The sequence below is a fragment of the Trinickia soli genome, from assembly GCF_002879855.1.
Lineage (GTDB): Bacteria > Pseudomonadota > Gammaproteobacteria > Burkholderiales > Burkholderiaceae > Trinickia > Trinickia soli.
Map to the genome: position 1 here is coordinate 103,073 of NZ_PNYB01000014.1, position 20,888 is coordinate 123,960.

The 20,888-nt window shown below is 62.5% G+C and carries 19 protein-coding genes; 5 read left to right on the forward strand and 14 right to left on the reverse strand.

Going from position 1 to position 20,888, the window contains the following annotated elements; translation table 11 throughout:
* Genes C0Z19_RS17285 through C0Z19_RS17295 form a run of 3 tightly spaced genes read right to left on the reverse strand, consistent with a single transcriptional unit; the run spans nt 1 to nt 2,434 of the window.
* On the reverse strand, nt 1–951 hold the full coding sequence (locus tag C0Z19_RS17285) for a hypothetical protein (RefSeq protein WP_102611061.1): 951 nt from the start codon (nt 949–951) through the stop codon (nt 1–3).
* Complete coding sequence (locus C0Z19_RS17290) at nt 948–1,613, reverse strand: PilN family protein (protein WP_102611062.1); 666 nt, start codon at nt 1,611–1,613, stop codon at nt 948–950. Before C0Z19_RS17290 ends, C0Z19_RS17285 begins: the two co-directional genes overlap by 4 nt.
* Nucleotides 1,610–2,434 (reverse strand): type IV pilus biogenesis protein PilM, encoded by an 825-nt coding sequence (locus C0Z19_RS17295; RefSeq protein ID WP_102611063.1) that lies wholly within the window; start codon nt 2,432–2,434, stop codon nt 1,610–1,612. Before C0Z19_RS17295 ends, C0Z19_RS17290 begins: the two co-directional genes overlap by 4 nt.
* A 213-nt stretch (nt 2,435–2,647) precedes the next feature.
* On the opposite strand from C0Z19_RS17295, the gene C0Z19_RS17300 reads away from it, so the two are divergent.
* Nucleotides 2,648–5,080 (forward strand): penicillin-binding protein 1A, encoded by a 2,433-nt coding sequence (locus tag C0Z19_RS17300; protein WP_102611064.1) that lies wholly within the window; start codon nt 2,648–2,650, stop codon nt 5,078–5,080.
* A 126-nt stretch (nt 5,081–5,206) separates the two neighbouring features.
* On the opposite strand, the gene cyaY is transcribed toward C0Z19_RS17300, so the two are convergent.
* Nucleotides 5,207–5,524 (reverse strand): iron donor protein CyaY, encoded by a 318-nt coding sequence (gene cyaY, locus C0Z19_RS17305; protein ID WP_102611065.1) that lies wholly within the window; start codon nt 5,522–5,524, stop codon nt 5,207–5,209.
* Nucleotides 5,525–5,577: 53 nt separating this feature from the next.
* Between cyaY and lptM the strand changes: the two genes are divergently transcribed.
* Nucleotides 5,578–5,877 carry an LPS translocon maturation chaperone LptM gene (gene lptM, locus C0Z19_RS17310; RefSeq protein WP_102611066.1) on the forward strand — a complete coding sequence of 100 codons (300 nt, stop codon included), beginning with the start codon at nt 5,578–5,580 and terminating at the stop codon, nt 5,875–5,877.
* A gap of 14 nt (nt 5,878–5,891) precedes the next feature.
* Nucleotides 5,892–7,151, forward strand: coding sequence for a diaminopimelate decarboxylase (lysA, locus tag C0Z19_RS17315; protein ID WP_102611067.1), 1,260 nt, complete (start codon nt 5,892–5,894; stop codon nt 7,149–7,151).
* Between the two features lie 97 nt (nt 7,152–7,248).
* Here the strand turns inward: lysA and msrQ are convergent, their stop codons facing one another.
* From msrQ to C0Z19_RS17340, 5 genes are all read right to left on the reverse strand, one after another.
* Nucleotides 7,249–7,995, reverse strand: coding sequence for a protein-methionine-sulfoxide reductase heme-binding subunit MsrQ (msrQ, locus tag C0Z19_RS17320; RefSeq protein ID WP_102611068.1), 747 nt, complete (start codon nt 7,993–7,995; stop codon nt 7,249–7,251).
* A 24-nt stretch (nt 7,996–8,019) separates the two neighbouring features.
* On the reverse strand, nt 8,020–9,024 hold the full coding sequence (gene msrP, locus C0Z19_RS17325) for a protein-methionine-sulfoxide reductase catalytic subunit MsrP (protein WP_102611069.1): 1,005 nt from the start codon (nt 9,022–9,024) through the stop codon (nt 8,020–8,022).
* A 199-nt stretch (nt 9,025–9,223) separates the two neighbouring features.
* Complete coding sequence (gene ccsB, locus C0Z19_RS17330; RefSeq protein ID WP_102611070.1) at nt 9,224–10,429, reverse strand: c-type cytochrome biogenesis protein CcsB; 1,206 nt, start codon at nt 10,427–10,429, stop codon at nt 9,224–9,226.
* Nucleotides 10,430–10,444: 15 nt separating this feature from the next.
* Nucleotides 10,445–12,688, reverse strand: a complete 2,244-nt coding sequence (locus C0Z19_RS17335) for a cytochrome c biogenesis protein ResB (protein ID WP_102611071.1) — start codon at nt 12,686–12,688, stop codon at nt 10,445–10,447.
* A gap of 217 nt (nt 12,689–12,905) precedes the next feature.
* Entirely contained in the window at nt 12,906–13,565 is a 660-nt protein-coding gene (locus C0Z19_RS17340; RefSeq protein WP_102611072.1) for a c-type cytochrome, read from the reverse strand.
* Between the two features lie 328 nt (nt 13,566–13,893).
* Here C0Z19_RS17340 and yihA point away from each other — a divergent pair, with 328 nt between their 5' ends.
* Together yihA and hemB are read left to right on the forward strand one after the other, a co-directional pair.
* Nucleotides 13,894–14,541: a ribosome biogenesis GTP-binding protein YihA/YsxC gene (gene yihA, locus C0Z19_RS17345; protein ID WP_102611073.1), complete on the forward strand. Its 648-nt coding sequence runs from the start codon at nt 13,894–13,896 to the stop codon at nt 14,539–14,541.
* 349 nt (nt 14,542–14,890) lie between these two features.
* Complete coding sequence (gene hemB, locus C0Z19_RS17350; RefSeq protein ID WP_102611074.1) at nt 14,891–15,889, forward strand: porphobilinogen synthase; 999 nt, start codon at nt 14,891–14,893, stop codon at nt 15,887–15,889.
* Between the two features lie 133 nt (nt 15,890–16,022).
* Here the strand turns inward: hemB and C0Z19_RS17355 are convergent, their stop codons facing one another.
* From C0Z19_RS17355 to C0Z19_RS17375, 5 genes are all read right to left on the reverse strand, one after another.
* Nucleotides 16,023–16,559, reverse strand: a complete 537-nt coding sequence (locus C0Z19_RS17355) for an antibiotic biosynthesis monooxygenase family protein (protein WP_146012088.1) — start codon at nt 16,557–16,559, stop codon at nt 16,023–16,025.
* A 266-nt stretch (nt 16,560–16,825) separates the two neighbouring features.
* Entirely contained in the window at nt 16,826–18,691 is a 1,866-nt protein-coding gene (gene dsbD / locus C0Z19_RS17360) for a protein-disulfide reductase DsbD (RefSeq protein WP_102611076.1), read from the reverse strand.
* Nucleotides 18,684–19,016 (reverse strand): divalent-cation tolerance protein CutA, encoded by a 333-nt coding sequence (cutA, locus tag C0Z19_RS17365; protein ID WP_102611077.1) that lies wholly within the window; start codon nt 19,014–19,016, stop codon nt 18,684–18,686. Before cutA ends, dsbD begins: the two co-directional genes overlap by 8 nt.
* Nucleotides 19,017–19,258: 242 nt before the next feature.
* The gene (rplQ, locus tag C0Z19_RS17370) at nt 19,259–19,654 is read right to left on the reverse strand and encodes a 50S ribosomal protein L17 (protein ID WP_085228303.1); all 396 of its coding nucleotides are present in this window, start codon (nt 19,652–19,654) and stop codon (nt 19,259–19,261) included.
* Between the two features lie 162 nt (nt 19,655–19,816).
* Nucleotides 19,817–20,794: a DNA-directed RNA polymerase subunit alpha gene (locus C0Z19_RS17375; RefSeq protein WP_102611078.1), complete on the reverse strand. Its 978-nt coding sequence runs from the start codon at nt 20,792–20,794 to the stop codon at nt 19,817–19,819.
* Nucleotides 20,795–20,888 lie beyond the last annotated feature (94 nt).

Sequence of the window (20,888 nt, forward strand, 5' to 3'; positions counted from 1 at the left end):
TCATCGCGCATCCTCCGGCAGCACGGCGCGGCGAGCGCCGTCCCGGCCCGCCAATGTCACGCCGTGAACGTCGATTTGAACGACTCGCTCTGCGCCCAACGTCTGCCCGGGCTCGACGACGGCCGCCGGTACGCCGCCACCCTCGAACAGCGCGAGCGAATGCAACTCGTCGAGCACAAAGCCCGCCAGACGGGCCGTCGATGCACCTCCTTGCGCACTCGCCCGCGCAATGCCGAAGGGATCGATCGATGATCGCCGCTTATCGCCGACCGCTGCGCCAGATGCGACTTGCCCGTAGGTCGCAGGCGCGGGATGCGCCGGCAATGCATCGAAGACGTCTAACGTTGTGGCGAACGATAGCGCATCGGATTCGCGCTTGACGCTGAGCGCCGCCGGGACGACAAGCATCGGCAACGTCGAGAGTCCCTGCAAAAAAGCATGCAAAGAGACGAAATCCGCCCGCCCATCCATGCGCAGTGCGCGTTGCGCGGCTTTGCCTCGCCCGCTCGTGGGCATAACGGCCTCCGGCGCAGGCTCCAGCGTGCGCAACGTCACGTCCGTACGGCTTGCAAGATCGGCCACGGCCCGCCACTCACGACCCGACGTGCGCCCGATGGACTCGGCCGACGCCTGCCTGCCTGAATCGAAAGACCTGCGCATTTGCGGCAATCGCGCGATCCGCGCACGCCCCTCTCGCAATCGCTGCTCGAGCGCATCGATGGCGGCTGTACTCGTCGCGCGGCCATTGAGATCGAGTGCGCGGCAAGCGTAAGCCGCAAGCGCAAAGGCAAACGCCGCCAGCGCCACGCACGCCATGAGACGGCGCGTCAGGTTCCACCGTTGCGCTGGGGCACGCAGCGAAGCAACGGCGCGAGCGAAGCGCTGGTCCGCCGAAAATCCTGCTGGGACACGACCGATGCGCTCCAGACCGCTTAGCAGCGCCTCTTTCATCCGTCGCTCCTCTCGCCAGCCCGAGGGGCGCGGCCGCGCTGGCCATGAGCCGTTCGCCGCAAGGGCGATGACTGTTCGGCATCGCTCCATCGAAACCGCACGACGGCCTCCACGGGCCGCCGCGCCTCGCCTCCGCTCGTCGTGGCAATCAATTTGAGATCGCCGATTTCGGCCGGCTTCGCCCCGGCGATCGGGGGCAATCGCTCGGCCCAAGCGGCGGCCGACAGGCTATCTACCGCGTTCAGGTGCAACTCGATGTCGTCGGTTCGCAGCTGCAGCCGGCTGACGGTCACGCCCGCGTGCGCCTCGCGGCTCAGTGCTTCAAGCAGCGAGAGCAGCGCGACGTAAGGCTGCGTGCGCTGTTGCACCTCGCGCTCGCGCGCCCGCATGCTTTCCGCCGCTTGCTCGAGCCGCGCGTATTCGGCCATCGAGGGCGCGAGCTGCGCCCACTCCCGCTCGAGCCGCGTGCGTCGTTCGTCGAGCGCGCCGACCATCGCCCACCCAACGGCGGCCAATGCACCCATGAGCACCGCTGCCGCGCCTTCGATCAAGCTGCGCCGACGACGCCGGCGCGTGCTCCATACGCCACACGCCAACGGCTCGCGGCCGGATGCGCCGCCCGGGCCATCTTTGTCCAAGCATCCCGCTGCAATGGCGTTCATTCGAGCACCCCATGCAACGCCAATCCAAAGGCAACGGCGAAGCTCGCGGCGCGTTCGGCATCGGCAGGCGCAGCGAATCTGCCTCCGTCGAAACAGAACGATGCGCAGCCGAACGGCTCGACGAGACATCCGAGACAGTCGCCGATATCGGGCAGTGTCAATCCCACGCGCGCGAGCAACCCCAAGTCGCCGCCCACCAGCGCCCTCTCGAGCCCCGCGGTCGATGCGAGCGCACGGAGCGCCGATTCGAGATCCGCCTGACCGCCGCCGGGGAAACGGATGCTCGCTTCGATCATGCCCTCGGCGACGCGCCACCCATAAACACCGTCGGCCCCAGCCCACACCGCGGCGTAACGGTCGACCCGTCGCAATGAATGCTCCGCTGCGTACGCAAGTCCGCGCAAAGCTGCGAGCGGCTCGCCGTCGATCGCGGCCAATGCGATGCCGGCTGCCGCGGCAACCTCCGCCCGCTCTTCCAACTGACGCCGTGACGCCACGCGAAGCGTCGCGCTCGACTCCCTCTGCGTTGCTGGCGCGCTTGCTGGAACCGCCATCGCACAGGGCATTGCGCGCATCACGCGCCGCCGCGGCCATCGGGCGCAAAGCGAAGACAGGGCCGCGGCCACCGCCGCCCGATTGACGAGATGCGCACCGGACACCGAGCCAGGGGCCAGCGGCGCAATGCCGAGCCACTCGACGCGAACGGGCAGATCAGATCTGCCCTTGCGGCTCGCGATGACGAGCCGCACTTCGGTCGGACTCACGTCGATGCCGGCCCCGAAGCGGCGCGCGGCAGACAGCAGTTTGTTTCTCATCAGCATGGCATTTCCCCGCAGCAGCCGGGCCGTCGATATGAGCGGCCAACACGGCGTGCTGCGACGAAATTGTGCGAATCGAACCGTTGCGCGAGTACTCGACCGAATGGCTAATGCCGCCGCGGCCGCGGACGTCCCGGTGTCCGGATTGGCCGTTAAGCCAAACGAAAGGCGTGGCAGGCGCCGCTATAATCCCGGCCATCGCAAGTCAGCTTCGCTATGGATTCACGCCTGCCCTCGCCCAACGCCTCACCTCCCGTTCCCTCGCAGCCACCGAAGCGCCGCAGGCGCTGGGCGGTCAAGCTCGCTCTCTCGTTCGCTGGGGCGCTCGCCGCCATGTGCGCCTGCGCAGGACTGGTGCTGCTTTACGCACTTATCGTCGCGGCACCGCAACTGCCGTCGCTCAGCGCGCTCACGGACTATCGACCCAAAGTCCCGCTGCGCATTTACACCGCCGATCACGTTCTGATCGGCGAATTCGGCGAGGAACGCCGCGACGTCGTTCGCATTGAAGCTGTCCCTGTCTTTTTGAGACAAGCGATTCTCGCCATCGAAGACGCGCGCTTCTACGACCACGGCGGAGTTGACGTCACGGGCGTGCTGCGCGCTGGCATGTCGGCGCTGACGAACGGGCGAGCGACGCAGGGCGCGAGCACGATCACGATGCAGGTGGCGCGGAATTTCTTCTTGTCGAGCGAGAAGACATACACACGCAAGATTTACGAGATGATGCTTGCGTACAAGATCGAGCGGGAACTGACGAAGGATCAGATCCTCGAGGTCTACATGAATCAGATTTATCTCGGGCAGCGCGCGTACGGCTTCGCGTCCGCAGCGCGCGTCTACTTCGGCAAAGACATCCGCCACATCACGCTGGCCGAGGCGGCGATGCTCGCCGGTTTGCCCAAGGCGCCATCGGCGTACAACCCGATCGTGAATCCCCAGCGCGCGAGATTGCGCCAGCGGTACATCCTGCAGCGCATGCTTGAGCTTCATGAGATTACGCGTGCGCAGTATGACGGCGCGATCGCCGAACCGCTCGTATTGGCTGGCGCGCCGGCGCAGCAGTTCAGCGTGCATGCGGAGTACGTTGCCGAAATGGTGCGCCAGGCCATGGTCGCGCAGTATCGGGAGGAGGCCTATACCCGCGGCCTGAACATCGTCACGACGATCGATTCGGGCGATCAGGATGCAGCCTATCGCGCGCTGCGCAGGGGACTCATGACCTACGACAGCCGGCGAGGGTATCGAGGTCCCGAGGGCCAGCTCGCACTGCCCGCCGCCCCTGGTGCACGCGCCGACGCAATCGCTGCGGCGCTGGAGAAGCACCCCGACAACGGAGAGATCGTCGCAGGCGTCGTCGTTTCCGCGAACCCGGGCGAAGTGCAAGCGGTTCTGTCCAATGGCGTCACGGCAAAGATCAGCGGCGACGGATTGCGCTTCGCTGCGGCTTCGCTCTCCCCGCGCGCGCCAGCGGCGGCCGGCATTCGACCGGGCTCGATCGTGCGCCTCGTCAAAGACGATGCGGGGGCCTGGTCGATCGTCCAATTGCCGCAGGTCGAAGGCGCCTTCGTTTCGATCGTGCCGCAGGATGGAGCCATCCGTTCGCTCGTGGGCGGCTTCGACTTCGGCAAGAGCAAATTCAATCACGTCACACAGGCGTGGCGTCAGCCCGGTTCGAGCTTCAAGCCATTCATCTATTCGGCTTCGCTCGACAAAGGCCTCGGGCCGGCGACGATCATCAACGACGCGCCGCTCTTTTTCAGTGCGGCCGAAACGGGCGGCCAGCCGTGGGAACCGAAAAACTACGGGGGCCGTTTCGATGGCCCGATGACGATGCGCACGGCATTGCAGAAGTCCCGCAACCTCGTTTCGATCCGGATCCTCGCGCACATCGGCACCCATTACGCGCAGCAATACATCACGCGCTTCGGGTTCGACGCAGATAAACACCCTGCCTATTTGCCGATGGCGCTCGGCGCGGGTCTCGTGACGCCGCTGCAAATGGCCGGTGCTTACTCCGTGTTCGCCAACGGCGGCTATCGCGTGAACCCGTATCTCATCTCAGAGGTGACCGATCAAGACGGCGTCGTGCTCGCACGCGCGCAACCGATCGTCGCAGAGCGCGACGCGCCCCGCGCGATCGATGCGCGCAACGACTATGTGATGAACAGCCTGCTGCAAAGTGTCGCCCAACGTGGAACGGGCGCGAAATCGAATCAGTTGGGGCGCAAGGACCTCGCCGGCAAAACGGGAACCACGAACGATTCTCGCGACGCCTGGTTCGCGGGTTATCAGCACTCGCTCGCCGCGATTGCGTGGATCGGCTACGACGCGCCGCGCAGCCTCGGCGATCGCGAAACGGGCGGCGGGCTCGCTTTGCCGGTTTGGATGGACTACATGCGGCAAGCGCTGACAGGGGTGCCCGAATATGAAATGCCAATGCCTTCGGATGTCATACCGATAGGCGGTGAACTGTACTTCGACACGTTCTTGCCGGGACAGGGCTTCGTTCACGCCGTCGGCGTCAGCGAAGCCGCGTTGCATGCGCAAGAGAATGCCATAGGCCCGGTTGCCGAAGCAGCAGATCAGCATACGCCGGCAGCGGTGAGCGAGCCTGCGGCTGCGTCGGCCACTGTCGCCGAACAGTAGCGGTGAACGAGCGCGGATGTCAGACGCGCATCCGCGCCGGTTCAACGGCCGCTGCAAGCGCCAATGCCGCCGTAGCTCAAGCGCCGACGCATCGCCGGTCGTTACGCCGCCTTCCGCGCGAACGCGTCAAGCCAGGAAACGAACCGGCTCGCCGGCTTGCTGGGTGGCGTACTCGGACAACGCCTCGAAGAACTCGCGGCCGTTGCGCGTATCAAGCCACTGCGTACCGTCGAATCGGAAGTGAAAGCCGCCCGCTTTTGCGGCGATCCAGATTTCCTGCATCGGCGGCTGCAGGTTGACGATGATCTTCGAACCGTTTTCGAATTCGAGCGTCAGCACGTTGCCGCTGCGCTCGATCTCGATGTCGGCGTCGATGTCGTCGGCAGCCTGCTCGATACGCGTGAGAATGGCTTCGGCGCGGGCAAGGTAGTCGCTGTCGGTCATGCTAAACTCCGCCGGTTAAACACATCACAGCTCTTGAGCTTTAAGAGACAGTCATGCGAGTCGTTTTCAGGATGAGCGCGATTGTAGCGGCTTTGGCCGTTGCGACAAGCGTGGCGCTAACCGGCTGCGGTCAACGCGGGCCGCTCTATCTGCCGTCCGTTCCTCCACTGCCTGAAAAACCGGCGCTCAGGACAGAACCGTCGGCGTCGGATGCATCCGCGCATTCGCAGGGCGCGTCCGATGCGAATGCACCGCTCACGCTCGCGCCGGCCGACTCGCTCGGCGCGGCGCCAGGAGCCAAACGCCCGACACCCGCCGCCAACGCGGCGTCCAGCCCGGCATCCGATCAATAACGCAGGACTTCCGCATGTCTCACTTCGCCTATGTCGACGGCGTGCTGCACGCCGAAGGCGTCAGCGCCGTCTCGCTGGCCGAACAATTCGGCACACCGCTTTTCGTCTACTCGCGCGCGGCGCTGACTGAAGCGTATCAAGCGTACGCGCATGCGTGCGCCGGTCACCGCGCGTCTGTTCATGTGGCCGTCAAAGCCAACAGCAATCTGGGCGTGCTCAACGTTTTCGCACGGCTCGGCGCGGGCTTCGACATCGTCTCGGGCGGCGAGCTCGCTCGCGTCCTCGCCGCGGGCGGCCAAGCAAAGGACGTCGTCTTTTCCGGCGTCGGCAAGAGCGCGGCGGAAATGCGCGAGGCGCTCGAAGCGGGCGTGAAATGCTTCAACGTCGAATCGATTCCCGAACTCGACCGCCTCAATGCCGTCGCAGCCGAGGTCGGCAAGAAGGCGCGAATCTCGCTGCGCGTCAATCCCGATGTCGACCCGAAAACGCACCCGTACATTTCCACCGGGCTCAAAGCGAACAAGTTCGGCATTGCATTTGACGAAGCGCGCGCGGCCTATCGAACGGCGGCAGCATTCGCGCATCTCGAAGTCGTCGGCATCGATTGCCACATCGGTTCGCAGATCACGGAAATCGCGCCGTATCTCGATGCACTGGAGAAGTTGCTCGATCTCGTCGAACAAATCGAATCGGACGGCATTGCGATTCACCATATCGACGTAGGCGGCGGGCTCGGCATCACCTATTCGAAGGAAACGCCGCCCGATACGGGCTTGTTCGTCCGCACCCTGCTCGAGCGCATCGAGGCACGCGGGCAAGGCCATCGCGAAGTCTATTTCGAGCCGGGGCGCTCGGTGACGGGCAACGCCGGCATTCTGCTGACCCGCGTCGAGTTTCTGAAGCCCGGTGCCGAAAAGAATTTCGCGATCGTCGACGCCGCGATGAACGATCTCGCACGGCCCGCCATGTATCAGGCCTATCACGCGATCGATCCGGTCCTGGAACGGCACGATATGCCGACGAGACTCTATGACGTGGTCGGCCCTGTCTGCGAAAGCGGCGATTGGCTGGGCCGCGACCGGTCGCTCGCTGTCCTGCCCGGCGATTTGCTCGCGATCCGCTCGGCCGGCGCGTACGCGTTCGCGATGAGTTCGAACTACAACACGCGGCCGCGTGCAGCCGAAGTCATGGTCGACGATCAGAATGTCTTTGTCGTCCGTGCGCGCGAAACGGTGCGCGAACTGTTCGCCGGCGAGTCGATTTTGCCGGCCTGACCTGCCCGCCTCACCTCGGCGGACGCAACACAGCAATGCGGTGGCTGCCCGGCCACCGCTTGTTCCGCCGCCCGCCCCGCGCCAGGCGACGGACTCATCACCTGGTAGTTCGGTCTCGAACCACGGCCATGCGCCGGCGGTCGGCAAGCTTGCCGCCCACCCAGAAGGCCACGCGCCAGCCCAGCAAGGCAATCACGATGGCGCCATAGAGCTTCGGCAAGATGAGATCGTGCTTGCCGGCCTTCATCCACCAGAAGTGCAAAATCGCGAGCACAGCGATGGCATAGACCGCGCGATGCAGGGTCTGCCAGCGACGCCCCAACTTGCGCAAGGCTGCTTTGGGCGATGTCGCCGCGAGCGGAATCAGCAAAACGAACGCCGCGAAACCGACCGTAATGAACGGACGCTTGCCGATATCTTTCAGGACTTCGGCCACGTTGAACCACTTGTCGAACCAGATGTACGTCGTGAAATGCAGCGTCGCATAAAAGAAGGCATAGAGCCCCAACATGCGTCGGAAGCGAATCACGGCATTGACGCCTGTCATGCGGCGAAGCGGCGTGACGGCCAGCGTGATACAGAGGAATACAAGCGTCCAGAGTCCCGTCGATCGAGTGATGAACTCGATCGGGTTCGCGCCGAGACGATCGGTCAAGCCGAACAGCACGATGCGCGCGAGCGGGTACAAGGCGGCAACGAACACGCCGATCTTGGCCGGCCGGATCCAGCGGTCGACGCCGCTGCGAGCGCGCACCGCCCCGCCATGGCCTGGGGGGGCGGGCCGAACGCCCGGTCGGTTCCGACGGTCGGTTGCAGCCGTCAGCGTTTGCGTATCGAGAGACATGGAGAGCGCCCCTTGGTGCTTACTTCAAAAGAATTTGCGCAAATCCATGCCCTGGTACAGCGAGGCGACGAGATTGCCGTAGCCGTTGAACATCAACGTTTTCCGCTTGGGCGTGAAAAAGCCGTCCTCGCCAATGCGCCGCTCGGTGGCCTGGCTCCAGCGCGGATGATCGACGTTCGGGTTCACATTCGAATAAAACCCGTATTCGTTAGGCGCATACGTGTTCCAACTCGTCGGCGGTTGCTTTTCGACGAAGCGAATCTTGACGAGCGACTTCGCGCTTTTGAACCCATACTTCCACGGCACCACGATGCGAACCGGCGCGCCGTTCTGATTCGGCAACACCTGACCGTAGACGCCGACGGTCAGGAGCGCGAGCGGGTTCATCGCCTCGTCCAGGCGCAGCCCTTCAGAATATGGCCACTCGAGGATCGGTTCGGCGATGCCCGGCATCTGCGATGGATCGGCAAGCGTAATGAACTGCACGAACTTCGCATTGCCTGTGGGCTGGGCGCGCTTGATGAGTTCCGCAAGTGGGTACCCTACCCACGGAATGACCATCGACCACCCTTCGACGCAGCGGTGCCGATACACGCGCTCTTCGAGCGGCGCGAGCTTGAGCAACTCGTCGATGTCATAGACCTTCGGATTCTTGATTTCGCCCTCGACGCTTACGCGCCAGGGATGCGGCCGCAAGGTGCCGGCGTTATGGGACGGGTCGCTCTTGTCCGTGCCAAATTCGTAGAAGTTGTTATAGGTCGTGACGTCCTTGTACGGCGTGACCTTGTCGCCGACGACGAATTTGGCATTCGTCGTCGCCCCGAGCTTCTGCGCTTTCGGGTCCGGTGACGCATAGGCACCCAATGCGGCACGGCTGATCCCGAGCGCGCCCGAGGCCACCGCCAGCCCCGCTACGCCGGCAGCCTGCAAGACGCGTCGACGATTCTCGAACACCTCACGCGGCGTAATTTCGCTGGCGGCGATGTCTTCGCCGGTCAATAAGACACGCTGCTCTCGTTTGATCCCCACGATGCTGCTCCTTAATGATCCCGGGCTCTCGGCTCGTCGCGTCGGTTCAACGCTATGGAGCCCGCTTGCCTGGTATACGACGACCGCAGGCAACCGGATGCACCGCCGAAACAAAAAACCGCCGATGGCGCGACCATGCGGCGGTTTCTTCAGACTGGCTCGATTGGAAGCGCGACCGAAATCGACGCCGGCGCATCCGTTACAGCTTGCCGTAGCTATGCAAGCCCGACAAGAACATATTGACGCCAAGGAATGCGAAGGTTGTCACGAGCAAACCCGTGAGCGCCCACCACGCCGCGGCTGCGCCCCGAAGGCCTTTCATCAGACGCATGTGCAGCCATGCAGCGTAGTTGAGCCAGACGATCAACGCCCAGGTTTCTTTCGGATCCCAACTCCAATAGCCGCCCCAGGCTTGGGCAGCCCACAATGCGCCGAGAATCGTTGCGACCGTGAAAAACGCGAAGCCGACGGCAATCGACTTGTACATGACGTCGTCGAGCACGGCGAGCGGCGGCAGCCGATCGGCCAGAATACCGCGCTCGCTGAGCAGATAGGCCACGCCGACCATCGCTGAAAGGGCGAACGAACCGTAGCCGATGAAGTTCGCGGGCACATGGATCTTCATCCACCAGCTCTGTAGCGCCGGCACGAGCGGCTGAATCTGCTGTGCGTCGCGTGCAACCGAGTACCACATCAGGAAGCCGACCGCCGCGCTGATGACGAGCAACACGAAGGCGCCCATCGCGCGCGTTGCATAGTGCTGCTCGTAGTAAAGGTAGAACAACGCCGTGATCAAACAAAACAGCACGAACACTTCATAGAGGTTCGAGATCGGAATATGGCCGACATCCGCGCCGATCAGATACGACTCGTACCAGCGGACCATCATGCCCGTGAAACCCATCAGGACGGCGAACCACGTCAATTTGGATCCGATCGCGCCCCCGGACGGCGAGCGCGACAGCAGGCCGATCCAATAGAACAGCGTCGCGAACACGAACAACGCGCTCATCCAGAGAATGGCGGACTGGCTCGACAGGAAGTACTTGAGCAGAAACACCGAGTCGGCACGCGACAAATCGCCGTGATAGAGCTGCAATGACAGCAGCGAGAACGCCGCGATCGCGACGGCGAGCAACCGCACCGGTTTCCAGCGCCAGCCGAGCACGATGAGCGCCGGCGCCGCGCAGACGAGCACGAGCTTGTCGTAGTAGTTCATGAACGCGTGGTAACGCGACAGCCCAAAACCGGCGCCGCCGACGACCGCAAGCGCGAATAGCCAATCGAACACCCCGAGACGGCGCAGGAACGGGCGCTCGTCCAGAGCGCCGAACTGCGAGGCGGCCTGTGAAGCGACCTTTGAAGCGTCCGCTGGTCTGGGGGAAGAAGCGTGTGTCAGATCCATGATGATTACCGAGTATCAATCTTGCGAGTCGGAGGACGACTCGATCTTCGCGTCGAGCACAGGATCGGCGGACGACGCGCGCCTCTCGAGTGCGCTATCACGCGCTGTGGCGGCGTCGTGGGCCGTGGCGCCGAGCGTCGCGCCGGCGGCGTCTCGCACCTTGGCGAACTCCTTCTCAAAATCGAGCGTCTTGCGCGCCGTCGACATCGCCATCACGACCGACGTGCCGACAGCCGAGTCCTTCAGCCAGAACCAAAGCCGCCGCTCGCGTACGTAAAACATCGAAAAGATGCCGGCAACGAGAAGCAAGCTGCCAAGATACACCACTTTTTTACCCGGCGCGCGCGTGAGCTGGAACACCGAAGCTTGCACCTGCTTGAACGAATCCAGCTGCAAATAGACCGGCGATCCATACAAAAAGCTGTCAGAAAGCGCGTTGATCGAGTTCTGCACGAAGCGGCTCGTGTCCGCATTCGGCTGCGCATCGCTCTGCCCGGCCTGCTCGCGCGCGAGTTGCCAAAGATCCCACGTCGAGCCCTCCAACATGCGCAGCAACAGCGAAGCCGCCTTCTCCTGCTCGCCCTTCGGAACCGAATGGTCGATGAAGGTGGCGATCGATTGGAAGCCGCCAGCGGGCTGTCCGGGCGCTGCGCCGTCGGCGCTCGTGTCCGCCCCGGCGAAAAGGGACAAAACGCGCGCCGCGCTTTCTTCGAGATGTGCCCGCAGATCGGGATTCGAATCGGCGATCGAGCGTTGTGCAAACCGATGCGCGGCTTGCGCGCGCATCGTGGGATTCTCGAGCGCGGCGCGCAGCAGCATCCACTGTTTCACACTGCCCTGCTCGTCGGCCGGGATGCGCAAATAACGGAACGGATCGTTCGGCGTGGTGCGCATGCCCGCGAGGAGGAACCGCACGCCGTCCACGTCGACGGGCAGCATGTAGTTGTTGAACTCGCGCGCCTGCCCATCGGTGCCGCGGATCTTGTACTGGACCGACGGTCCGACGTTGTGCAAATCGAGCGGCTTCGACGATTTGGCGCCCGAACCGAGCCGCTCGTCGAAGACTTCCTTGAGCGAAGAGTGCGCAACCACGCCACGCGCGTCGGTTTGCCCGCTGCCATTCGTGATGTTTTCGACGTTGATGGCACGGAAATCGGCGAACTCGACCGTTTGACCACTCACACCGGGCATCGACGCCGAGAGCGGCGCGGAACTGCCGATGGCGCCGTTGACCGCCATCGTTTTCACCGAGTCGCCCGTCATCGGCCATGCCGTCATCGACATTTCCGAACCGCCGTCCTGGAAACTCGATTGGTAGATCGACACGCCGTCGTACGTGAACGGTTTGTTCACTTCCACACGAGCCGGTATGCGCTGCCCCGTTGCGTGATCGACGACGACGATGTCGCTCGCGAACAGTTTGGGCATGCCCGTCGAGTAGTAATCGACGATGAACTTCTTGAGCTCGATCGAAAACGGCAGGTCTTGAATCAGCGAACCGTTCGGCTCATTGAGGATGGCCGTCGAAACGTGCTGCCCCTCGGGCACCCACGCATAGCCGCGGAAGGTCGGGTTCGACGTCGAGAGCCGGTGCGCGGGCGAGATGTCGTTGATGACGGCGCTCGTCGAGATCGGCGATTTGCCGAACAGCCACATTTGGAATTTGATCGGCAGGTTGCTGTCCATCAACCCGCCAATGCAGATGACGACGATCGCCAAGTGCGCAAAGATGTATCCGATCTTGGCCAGTGCCCCGCGCTTCGCGGCGATCAGCGTCGCGCCGTCCACGTCGCGTACGACATACCGGTAGCCTAGCTTGCCTGCCAGCGCGGACAAGCGCTTCGTCGTTTCGTCGCGCGACTGGCCGGCTGCATACTCGGCCTTGTGATGGAACGCGCGCAAGCTGCCCTCGCGCACTTTGACCTTCCAGCTCTTGATGTCGGCGATCAGTTTCGGCGCGTTGCGCATGACGCAAAGCGAGATCGATACGATCAGGAAGCCAAGAATCAACATGAACCACCAGGCACTGTAGACGGTGAACAGGCCCAGCGCGCGGAAGATGTCGGCCCAGAACGGGCCGAACTGGTTGACGTAGTTCGGGTAGGGGTCGTCCTGTGTGAGCACGGTGCCGATGACGCTTGCGATCGCGAGCACGACGAGCAGCGCAATCGCAAAACGCATCGAACTGAGCAGCTCGATTGTCCTTTTGAGAACCTGCCGGTCCGACTTCACTTGATACCCCGAGGTGGTGACGCTCATTCAAACTCCCGTCGACCAGAGTTCAGGCTTTTACGTGTCGACGAAAGCCGGCGCTTTAGCGCTTTCTTTCGTCCCATGCAGAGCGGTGACTCCGGTGCAATACAAAGCAATACACAACAGCAAAAAAGGGTGAGGGCCAGCCGCCGAGGCGGTGGCGCTCCCACCCTTTTCTTGTTCTCGCCGGGAGGCCCGGCGGGTTATTCGTTCCCGGTGGCGCTCAATGCAGGCCGGCGACGTAATCGGCGACCGCTTTGATCTCGCTGTCCGAGAGCCGCGCCGCAATGCCATGCATCGCGTCGTTGTTGTTGCGTGCCCCGGCGCCTTGCTGGAAGGCATGAAGCTGCGCAACGGTGTAATCGGCCCACTGCCACGACAGCCGCGGGTACTGCACGGGAATGCCCATTCCCGTCGGACCGTGACAGCTCGCGCAGGCCGGCACGCCCTTGTCGGCGATGCCCGCGCGATAAATCTTTTGGCCCTCAGGCACCGTCGCCGCATCGTGCGCGACGCCCGGCTTCGGCGTTTGCGACGCGAAATACGCGGCGACGTTAACCATGTCGCTGTCGGACAAGGCGCCCGCCATGCCGGCCATGATTGGATTGTTGCGAGCGGCCGTCTTTGCGCCCGCCTGCACCTTGAAATCTTTCAGTTGCTTGACGAGATACGCCTCGTGCTGCCCCGCCAGCTTCGGAAACGACGCGCTCGCGCTGTTGCCGTCGGCTCCGTGGCAGGACGCGCAGACCTGCATCGCAATCGCCTGCCCTCGGTTCATGTCCGGCTTCGGTGCATCCGCCGCTCTCGTTTGTGCCGCCAAACTCAACAAACCCGCTGCTGCAACGACCTGAAGCACCTTCAAAGACATGCACAGTCGATTCATTCGCACACCCGGTTTCGTCTTGTGAGAATAGAGTGCCCTCCAGCGCCCGGTGTCCGGGCGCCGCCTTTGCAGGCGCGCAGGATCGCCAAGCGGCCAGGCGAGTTCCCCGAGAGGTCAATGCAAAAACGACGGCGACCTATCGCCGCTAAAAGCCACGCGGCAATGAGCCCGAAGCGCTCCGTCATGCTTGGCAAACACCCGGGCCGGCCTTGAGTAAACCGTCGTATTGTACAATAACTCGCTAATCGCCAAGACGCCAGTCGGGCATGTCCCGGCCTCGTCAGCGCCGTCACCTGGGCCTCGCGCACGCCCTCCTTCCTGTCCCGCCATGGCCTTCCTGCTGCATCAAGCCCGCTTTCACACGACCGTCAACCACTTGCGCGACCTGCCCGCCACGGTCCAGCCCGAGATCGCCTTCGCCGGCCGATCGAATGCCGGCAAGTCGACGGCCATCAACCTCCTGTGCAACCAAAAGCGACTCGCCTTCGCCAGTAAGACGCCAGGCCGCACGCAGCATATCAATTACTTCAGCGTCGGGCCCGAGCGCGAACCGGCCGGCTACCTCGTCGACCTGCCCGGCTACGGCTATGCCGAAGTGCCCGGCGCCGCCAAGGCGCACTGGGAGGCGCTGCTGGCGAGTTACCTGCAAAGCCGCGCCCAGCTGCGCGGCATGATCCTGATGATGGATTCGCGCAGGCCGTTGACCGACCTCGACAGACGCATGATCGAGTGGTTTGCGCCGACGGGCAAGCCGATTCACACGCTGCTGACCAAGTGCGACAAACTGACGCGGCAAGAGTGCGTCAACGCGCTGCGCGCAACGGAAAAAGGTTTGGCTGAATATCGCGCGGCGGGCTACGCGGGGGAACTCACGGCACAACTGTTTTCGGCGCTCAAACGCGTCGGACTCGACGAAGCGCATGCCCGCATCGAAGGTTGGTTGGCCGCCGGCACGAGTCAGGGCTCATCGGACTGAAATCGGCGCGATGCGGCGCCGGCTGCCAGCAGGACAATCCTCGTGGCCTTGCCTGACGCGGGCACGATGTGCGCGAGCAGCAGGAATCGATGCGGCACAGCGTCGCGGCGCGAGTGGCTAAAAATTACAAAGAATCGAAATAAAAAAACCCGCCGAACGTCGGCGGGTTAAACAGCCTAATCGAAAAAACGACAGGCACCCGCTCAGGGAGGAGAAGCGGGGAGGTCCGCAGCATGCGCTCATCGAGAGGCACGCGCTTCGCTCGATCGCTATCATATACCATTGTTTGCAAAAGTTTTTGCGCCGACTCTCTCGGCGTTTCCCACCAATTCGATAGCGAATTCACCCTATGAGCTTCTATCCGCATCACCGCCCGCGTCGCATGCGCCGCGACGACTTTTCGCGTCGCCTCATGCGCGAGCACACGTTGACGACGAACGACCTCATTTACCCCGTGTTCATCGTCGAGGGCCAGAATGTGCGTCAGGCCGTGACGTCGATGCCCGGCGTCGAGCGGGTATCGGTCGATCTGCTCATGCATGTCGGCGAACAGTGCGTCGAACTTGGTGTCCCGGTGTTGTCATTGTTCCCGGCGATCGAGCCGTCGCTGAAAACGCCTGACGGACGCGAAGCGGCCAATCCCGAGGGCTTGATTCCGCGGGCGGTGCGCGAACTCAAGCGCCGTTTTCCCGAACTCGGTGTGCTGACCGATGTAGCGCTCGATCCCTATACGAGTCACGGGCAAGATGGCGTGCTCGATGAAGCCGGCTATGTGCTCAACGACGAAACGGTGGAAATTCTCGTCGAGCAGGCGCGCGCGCAGGCCGAAGCCGGCGTCGACATCGTCGCGCCGTCCGACATGATGGACGGCCGGATCGGCGCACTGCGCGAGATGCTTGAAAGCGAGGGGCATATCTACACGCGCATCATGGCGTACGCGGCGAAATATGCTTCGGCGTTTTACGGCCCGTTTCGCGATGCGGTCGGGTCCGCGACGAATCTGGGCAAGAGCAACAAAATGACCTACCAGATGGACCCCGCGAATTCGGACGAGGCGTTACGCGAAGTGCGCATGGACATTGACGAAGGCGCCGACATGGTGATGGTCAAACCGGGCATGCCGTATTTGGACATCGTGCGTCGCGTAAAGGACGAATTCAGATTCCCGACCTACGTCTACCAGGTCAGCGGCGAATACGCGATGCTCAAGGCGGCGGCGCAAAACGGCTGGCTCGATCACGACAAGGTGATGTTGGAATCGCTGCTTGCGTTCAAACGCGCCGGGGCCGATGGCGTGCTGACGTACTTCGCGCTCGATGCGGCGCGCTTGCTGCGCGCACAGAAGTAGCCTGTGCAGCGTCTGCGCGCGCATGAAATGTGGCCTTATCGCGGCGGCCGAACCGTGTGCGAGGGCCGCATTTCGATTTCGTGCAGGTAGGCATGTGGCGCCCGAACCGTACCTGTGACTGAGCGCTCGGACGTCAGCGCTTCACAGAGTCGAAAACGCGCAGTTCCTGCCAGTTCGATTTGCTCTTCGGAATAAATTCGTGCACGTGCGCGTACGAAACCTGGTATTGGTCGTGCGCACGCGCATTGGCGAATACCAGATGGAAGGCGACGTCGAAGTCGGTCTCGTTATGGAGATATGGCACCTGCTGGTGGCGTTTTAGACCGGTCGCCAAGACGGTTGCCGTGAAAGAGAGCTCACCTGGATGCTTATGGACACTGAGGTACTCCTTACCGAGCCGCAATTGTTTCTGAACAGCTATTTGGCTGTGGTCTTTAAGCGTGATGTAGATATCGTGATAAATTGGCCTATCGCGCGAGGTCGGTGCATGAGGCGCAGTTGAAGTGTCTCCCGTGTTTGAAGCATCACCCGTAGCTGAAGCAGTGCCCGCGGTTGGCGTATCACCCGTGGTTTGCGCCAAAGCGATTGGGCTGGCAAAAGCGAGCGTGAGCAGAGAAAGGAGCAATGCGGGAGCGAGGCGTCTCATCGATTCTTCCTTTTGCAGTGACATTAATCGCTCCGCCATCACACGAAGGAGATTATTCGTCGATTAATGAAGTGCTGTAAATGGGATAACCTATTCCGCCCCGCCAATACCTCGCAGGGTCCTGACCAGTATAGTAGACCTGAATGATGGGCAAGCAGCCGTTGTCATCTAATACGGAAGCGATATTCACTATCTGAATGATGGGCATTGACGGTTCGACTTGAAGTAGTCCATCAAGGCGATGTCCCGCGTTGCGCGTCGCGTAATTTGTAATTTGTGGTCTGCGACTGCTACGACTGCAATGCGGGCGCGACGCGGTCGAGGCTACGTAAGAACGAATCGGCCGACTCGTAGCCCACCACACGCAGGACTTCCTTTCCCGCTCGATCGAAGAAGATAATGCCCGGTGGGCCGAACAGATCGAAACGCTTTAGCAGCGCCCGATCGTCGACATTGTTCGCCGTGACGTCTGCACGTAGCAGTTGAAGCTGCGCAAGACGCGCTTGCACTCGCTTATCCGAGAACGTAAAACGCTCCATCTCCTTGCAGCTCACGCACCAATCCGCATAGAAATCGAGCATCGCGGGCCGGCCTTGCGTCCTCAGCAATGCGTCGAGTTTGGTCGAAGACTGAACGGGAGCAAATGCTTCCTGTGCGAGCTTGGCGGCGCTCGGGGCCGTCGACTCGCCGCTCGCACGTGCGGCCAGTACGGCCAACGGACGCACCGGATCGCCCGACCCGGCCGCAAGGCCGACGAGCAGCGCGGCCGCCCAGATGGTCAGCGCCGCGCCGACGCCGCGGCCCAACCTGCGCCAGATAGAGGGGCCGCCCGCGTTCGGCGTGAATAGACCCAACGCCGCTGCCGCAATCAGGAGCCACAGCGCCGCGAGCAGCATCTGCACCGTCGGTGCTAACACCGGCCATACGATCCAGAGTGCCGCGGCCAGCAGCACGACGCCGAAAAACACCTTCACGCCGTCCATCCACGCACCGGCACGCGGCAACAAGGTACCGGCGCCGAGCCCGATGATCAACAGCGGCACGCCCAACCCGAGTCCCATCGAGAAAAGTGCGGCCGCGCCCAAAACAGCGTTGCCTGTATGGGCGATAAAGGCCAGCACGGCAAACAGCGGTGCGGTCATGCATGCTCCGACGACTAAGGCGGAGAGCGCCCCCATTACCGCCACCGCCGCGAACGTCCCCCCGGAGCGACGGTTCGAGGCTTGCGATACGCGATCCTGCCAGCGCTGCGGCAGCACGAGATCGAAGCCCGCTATCAGCGTCATCGCGAACACCGTCAGCAATACCGCGAACGTCCCCAACACCCATGCGTTCTGCAGCCACGCGCCGAGCGATTGCCCGGCGAGTGCGGCCGCAATGCCGAGCACCGTGTAGACGAGCGACATCCCGATGACATATGACAACGACAGCGCGAAGCCACGGCCATGCGTCACTTTGCCACCCTGTCCGATGATGATCGCGGACACGATCGGAATCATGGGATAGGAGCACGGGAGCAGGCTAAGGACGAGTCCGGCCAAAAAGTAGAGGCCGACCGTCGCCGCGAAACTACCGCCTTGTAGCAGCGACTGCGCATAATCGGCGCTCGTGACCCGTTCGTACCAAGACGAGGACACGCGAGGATCCGCGTTTGCCGCGGACTGCGCAGCCCCGGCCGACCCGTCCCCCACATTCAGCGCCACGCCGCTGACGTGGTAGACGTGCTCTGCGGGCGGATAGCAGATGCCCGCATCCGCGCATCCCTGCGAAGTGACAACCAAATCGAATGGCCCCGAGGCCGCTTGCACGGGCACGCGGACGGTCAAGTCGCCGCGATAGGTTTCGACGTTCTTTTGAAATGTGGGATCAAACTTGACATGGCCGGCCGGCAGCTGCGCAGCGCCGAGGGTAGCGGTTCCGCTCTTCGTCGCAAATTGAAAACGTTCGCGATAAAGGTAATACCCATCCGCGATCTTGAAATGGACGTCGACTTCGTGCGGCTGTTCATCCGCACTGAACCGGAATGCGACGGACGGATCGAGGAAGTCATCCGCGCGCGCGGGATTACTGAGCCCTGCGCCGAGGCAGATGAAGGCGACGATGAATAACGCCAACCGCGCAAACGCGCGCGTCAGCTTGGAAAACGGCTTAAACATGTGTCGGTCGATGCGTTTCGGTCTCCACCCACTGTGCATAACCGGCCGATCCGGCGGCTTGCCATGAGAGGACTTCAGGCGTCTCGTAAGGATGGTTGGCGAGAATGAATTGTTCGAGCTCGTACGAACGTGCGACGCTGGTTTTGAACAGCAATTGGATTTCGTCTGCTGTTTCGATTTGCCCTTTCCAACGATAGCGCGAGCGCACTGCGCCAAGCTCGGTCACGCAAGCGGCGAGGCGTTCGTCGAGCGCCGCCTCTGCAAGCCTTTGCGCCGAATCGGCGTCAGGCAGCGTGGTCAGCACGAGCACGACAGGAGGGAGCACGGCGTCAGCACCTCGATAGAAATTCAGTCCGGCAGGACTCGGTACGCCGCTATCGTATCACCGACCGTGATCAGGCCGCCGGCGCGGCGCGACTGAAACCAGCGACGGTTTCGTTCCGCCTGTGACACATTCGTCTTGCCCCCTCATGCAAGCACGCCATCCCAAAATACAAAAAGGGCCAAGCTCACGCTTGACCCCTTATGCGGAACAGCCGGCTGGCGTGCGTACGCACGCCGCACCGCTTATTCAGCTTCTTGCACTTCTTCGGCTTCCACCGGTTCCGGGCGGTCGAGCAACTCGACGAGCGCCATGGGCGCGTTGTCGCCAACACGGAAACCGAACTTCAGGATACGGAGGTAGCCGCCCGGACGGTTCGCGAAACGCGGACCGAGCACGTCGAACAGCTTCGTGACGGAGTCACGATCGCGCAGGCGGTTGAACGCCAGACGACGGTTTGCGAGCGAAGGCTTCTTGCCGAGCGTGATGAGGGGCTCGACAACCTTGCGCAGTTCCTTCGCCTTCGGCAGCGTCGTCTTGATGACTTCGTGCTCGATGAGCGAGTTGGACATGTTACGGAGCATTGCCAGACGGTGGCTGCTCGTGCGGTTCAGTTTCCGCAGACCATGACGGTGACGCATTTCAATTTCCTTGATTCGAAGTTTTGATCCAGCTCTTCTATCGTCCGTCCGTCACATGATTCGGCGACGAGGACACGGGCCGGTATGAAAAAAAGACAAGACGCGGATTTTAAAGGAAAATCCGCGTCTTCGCCAGACGTCGGGGCGCCTGCTCCGGCGGCTTTACTTGTCGAGACCGGCCGGCGGCCAGTTCTCGAGTTTCATACCGAGCGTCAAACCGCGCGAAGCGAGCACTTCTTTGATCTCGTTCAGCGACTTGCGACCCAGGTTCGGCGTCTTCAACAACTCGTTTTCCGTGCGTTGGATCAGATCGCCGATGTAGTAGATGTTCTCGGCCTTCAGGCAGTTGGCCGAGCGCACCGTCAGCTCGAGATCGTCCACCGGACGCAGCAGGATCGGATCGATCTGCGGCGCGCGCGACGGGGCCTCAGCGGCGGCTTCCGTGCCTTCCAGGGCCGCAAATACGGCCAGCTGGTCGACGAGGATGCGTGCCGATTGACGAATCGCTTCCTCAGGCGAGATCACGCCGTTGGTCTCGATGTTCATCACGAGCTTGTCCAGGTCGGTACGTTGCTCGACCCGTGCGCTTTCGACTGCATAGCTCACGCGGCGAACCGGCGAGAACGACGCGTCGAGGACGATCCGACCGATGATCTTGGCCGTTTCCTCGCCATAGCGGCGAACGTTGCCCGGCACATAGCCGCGACCCTTCTCGACCTTGATCTGCACGTCGAGCTTGCCGCCCTTCGACAGATGCGCCACGACGTGATCGGGGTTGATGACTTCGCAATCGTGCGGCAACTCGATGTCGCGCGCCGTCACGACGCCTTCGCCTTCCTTGCGCAGCGTGACCGTCACTTCGTCACGGTTGTGCAGCTTGAATACGACGCCCTTCAGGTTCAGCAACAGATTAACGACGTCTTCCTGCACGCCGTCGATCGTGGAGTACTCATGCACGACACCTGCGATCGTCACTTCGGTCGGGGCATAACCGACCATCGACGACAGCAGGACGCGCCGGAGCGCGTTGCCCAAAGTGTGGCCGTAACCGCGTTCGAACGGTTCCATGACCACTTTCGCATGGCTCTCGCCCAGCGATTCAACAGCAATGATTTTGGGCTTCAACAAACTGGTTTGCATAGGTTTTCCTTTTCAATACCCTCGGCTCGTTACACCGATAAGGCTGACCGGTAACACCCTAAAAATAAACAGCCGAGGCACACCCTTGCGCAAT

Bases quoted from the DNA above. Each gene is read 5' to 3' on its own strand.
- C0Z19_RS17285 (WP_102611061.1), bottom strand. From the start codon at position 951: ATGAAAGAGGCGCTGCTAAGCGGTCTGGAGCGCATCGGTCGTGTCCCA.
- C0Z19_RS17290 (WP_102611062.1), bottom strand. From the start codon at position 1,613: ATGAACGCCATTGCAGCGGGATGCTTGGACAAAGATGGCCCGGGCGGC.
- C0Z19_RS17295 (WP_102611063.1), bottom strand. From the start codon at position 2,434: ATGCTGATGAGAAACAAACTGCTGTCTGCCGCGCGCCGCTTCGGGGCC.
- C0Z19_RS17300 (WP_102611064.1), top strand. From the start codon at position 2,648: ATGGATTCACGCCTGCCCTCGCCCAACGCCTCACCTCCCGTTCCCTCG.
- cyaY (WP_102611065.1), bottom strand. From the start codon at position 5,524: ATGACCGACAGCGACTACCTTGCCCGCGCCGAAGCCATTCTCACGCGT.
- lptM (WP_102611066.1), top strand. From the start codon at position 5,578: ATGCGAGTCGTTTTCAGGATGAGCGCGATTGTAGCGGCTTTGGCCGTT.
- lysA (WP_102611067.1), top strand. From the start codon at position 5,892: ATGTCTCACTTCGCCTATGTCGACGGCGTGCTGCACGCCGAAGGCGTC.
- msrQ (WP_102611068.1), bottom strand. From the start codon at position 7,995: ATGTCTCTCGATACGCAAACGCTGACGGCTGCAACCGACCGTCGGAAC.
- ccsB (WP_102611070.1), bottom strand. From the start codon at position 10,429: ATGGATCTGACACACGCTTCTTCCCCCAGACCAGCGGACGCTTCAAAG.
- C0Z19_RS17335 (WP_102611071.1), bottom strand. From the start codon at position 12,688: ATGAGCGTCACCACCTCGGGGTATCAAGTGAAGTCGGACCGGCAGGTT.
- C0Z19_RS17340 (WP_102611072.1), bottom strand. From the start codon at position 13,565: ATGAATCGACTGTGCATGTCTTTGAAGGTGCTTCAGGTCGTTGCAGCA.
- yihA (WP_102611073.1), top strand. From the start codon at position 13,894: ATGGCCTTCCTGCTGCATCAAGCCCGCTTTCACACGACCGTCAACCAC.
- hemB (WP_102611074.1), top strand. From the start codon at position 14,891: ATGAGCTTCTATCCGCATCACCGCCCGCGTCGCATGCGCCGCGACGAC.
- C0Z19_RS17355 (WP_146012088.1), bottom strand. From the start codon at position 16,559: ATGTCACTGCAAAAGGAAGAATCGATGAGACGCCTCGCTCCCGCATTG.
- dsbD (WP_102611076.1), bottom strand. From the start codon at position 18,691: ATGTTTAAGCCGTTTTCCAAGCTGACGCGCGCGTTTGCGCGGTTGGCG.
- rplQ (WP_085228303.1), bottom strand. From the start codon at position 19,654: ATGCGTCACCGTCATGGTCTGCGGAAACTGAACCGCACGAGCAGCCAC.
- C0Z19_RS17375 (WP_102611078.1), bottom strand. From the start codon at position 20,794: ATGCAAACCAGTTTGTTGAAGCCCAAAATCATTGCTGTTGAATCGCTG.